The following is a 1730-nucleotide window of genomic DNA, read 5'->3' as shown; positions in this document are numbered from 1 at the left end:
CGCCACGGCTCACGACCACTTCGTTGATGGCGTGGCCTTCGTAGATGGTTTCGAGCTCGCCATTGCGGTGTGGGCGCAGCACGGCGCCTTCGAGCATGTGGCGGGTTTCGGCCTCGTACTGGCCGCTGAGGATCAGGGGCAGGGCGCTGGCGACGTCCTTGAGCTGGATGTCGGTGATGAAGCCCAGGCGCCCCTGGTTGATGCCGATGAGCGGGATGTCGAAGCGGGCCAGCTCGCGCGCGGTGGCCAGCATGGTGCCGTCGCCGCCGAGCACGATGGCCACGTCACATTGCTCACCGATCTCGCGCATGCTCAGCGCGGGGTAGTCGGTCATGCCGGTGTTGAGCGCGGTCTCGGCTTCCAGCGACACGTCCAGGCCGGTGCGGGCCAGCAGGTGGGCCACGTCTTCCAGCACGGCGCGGATGCCACGGGCCTGGAATTTACCGACCAGGGCGGCGTGGCGGAATCGGCAGGGAAGCTGATTGGGCATGCGCGGAATTACACCACAGCGATGTGTCGGCCAGCCCCGCGAAATCGGACGCCTGCCCAGGGGGGAGCAGCGAGCCCGTGCGCAGTCCGTAGAATGGACGAACCATGCTGGATGACCGTGCCAAGATCCTGTTGAAAGCGCTGGTCGAGCGCTACATCGCCGACGGGCAGCCCGTCGGCTCGCGCACCTTGTCCCGGGCTTCGGGGCTGGAGTTGTCCGCTGCCACCATCCGAAACGTGATGGCCGACCTCGAAGAGCTCGGCCTGATCGTCAGCCCGCACACCTCGGCCGGGCGCGTGCCCACCGCACGGGGCTACCGACTGTTTGTGGACACCATGCTCACGGCGCGTCCGCTGAGCATGGGCGACTTCTCGGCCGAGACCCGCGACCAGCTCCAGCCCGACCAGCCTCAGCGCGTCATCTCCAACGCGGCGCAGATGCTCTCGAGCCTGTCGCAGTTCGTGGGCGTGGTCACCGCGCCGCGCAAGGCCACGGTGTTTCGCCACATCGAGTTCCTGCGCCTGGGCGAAAAGCGCCTGCTCGTGATCCTGGTCTCGCCAGATGGCGACGTGCAAAACCGCGTCATCTTCACTGCGCAGGACTACAACCCCGCCCAGCTGATCGAAGCCAGCAACTTCCTGACCGAGCACTACAGCGGCCTGACCATCGAAGAGATGCGCGAGCGGCTCAAGCGCGAGGTCGACCAGCTGCGCACCGAGATCGGCAGCCTGATGCAGGCGGCGGTGCAGGCCGGCAGCGAAGTCGAGGCCGAGTCGCAGGAAAGCGTGGTCGTCTCTGGCGAGCGCAACCTGCTGACGGTGCAGGACTTCTCCAGCGACATGGGCTCGCTGCGCCGCATGTTCGACCTGTTCGAGCAAAAGACGCAGCTCATGCGCCTGCTCGACGGCTCCAGCCGCGCCGAGGGCGTCAACATCTACATCGGTGGCGAAAGCCAGGTGGTGCCTTTTGAAGAGCTGTCGGTGGTCTCGGCCCCGTACCAGATCGACGGGCGGGTGGTCGGCACCCTGGGCGTGATCGGGCCCACCCGCATGGCTTACGACCGCATGATCGAGATCGTGGACATCACCTCGCGCCTGGTGTCGAACGCCTTGAGTCAAAAGTGAATCGGGCGTGAACCCGAACCGAGCGGGTGAGGGTGGGGCTGCGCGGCCCGCCTACAATCGCGGACTGTTTTCAGGGGGCCTCTAGCTCATGCTTGGTTAGAGCAGCGGACTCATAA

The 1730-nt window shown here is 66.1% G+C and carries 2 protein-coding genes; one reads left to right on the top strand and one right to left on the bottom strand.

Going from position 1 to position 1730, the window contains the following annotated elements; all coding sequences use genetic code 11:
• On the bottom strand, positions 1-490 hold a 490-nt coding region (locus tag B2W70_RS14875), incomplete at its 3' end, for an NAD(+)/NADH kinase (RefSeq protein WP_286746832.1).
• Between the two features lie 104 nt (positions 491-594).
• On the opposite strand from B2W70_RS14875, the gene hrcA reads away from it, so the two are divergent.
• Positions 595-1614: a heat-inducible transcriptional repressor HrcA gene (gene hrcA, locus B2W70_RS14870; RefSeq protein WP_286746830.1), complete on the top strand. Its 1020-nt coding sequence runs from the start codon at positions 595-597 to the stop codon at positions 1612-1614.
• Positions 1615-1730 lie beyond the last annotated feature (116 nt).

It is taken from the genome of Aquabacterium sp. UBA2148 (genome assembly GCF_002328915.1).
Taxonomy (GTDB): Bacteria; Pseudomonadota; Gammaproteobacteria; order Burkholderiales; family Burkholderiaceae_C; genus Aquabacterium; species Aquabacterium parvum.
The sequence above is the reverse complement of the archived record's forward strand: the minus strand, read 5'-3'. Positions and strand labels throughout refer to the sequence as shown.

Excerpts from the sequence above, each read along its gene's own strand:
- hrcA (WP_286746830.1), top strand. The coding sequence starts at position 595 with ATGCTGGATGACCGTGCCAAGATCCTGTTGAAAGCGCTGGTCGAGCGC.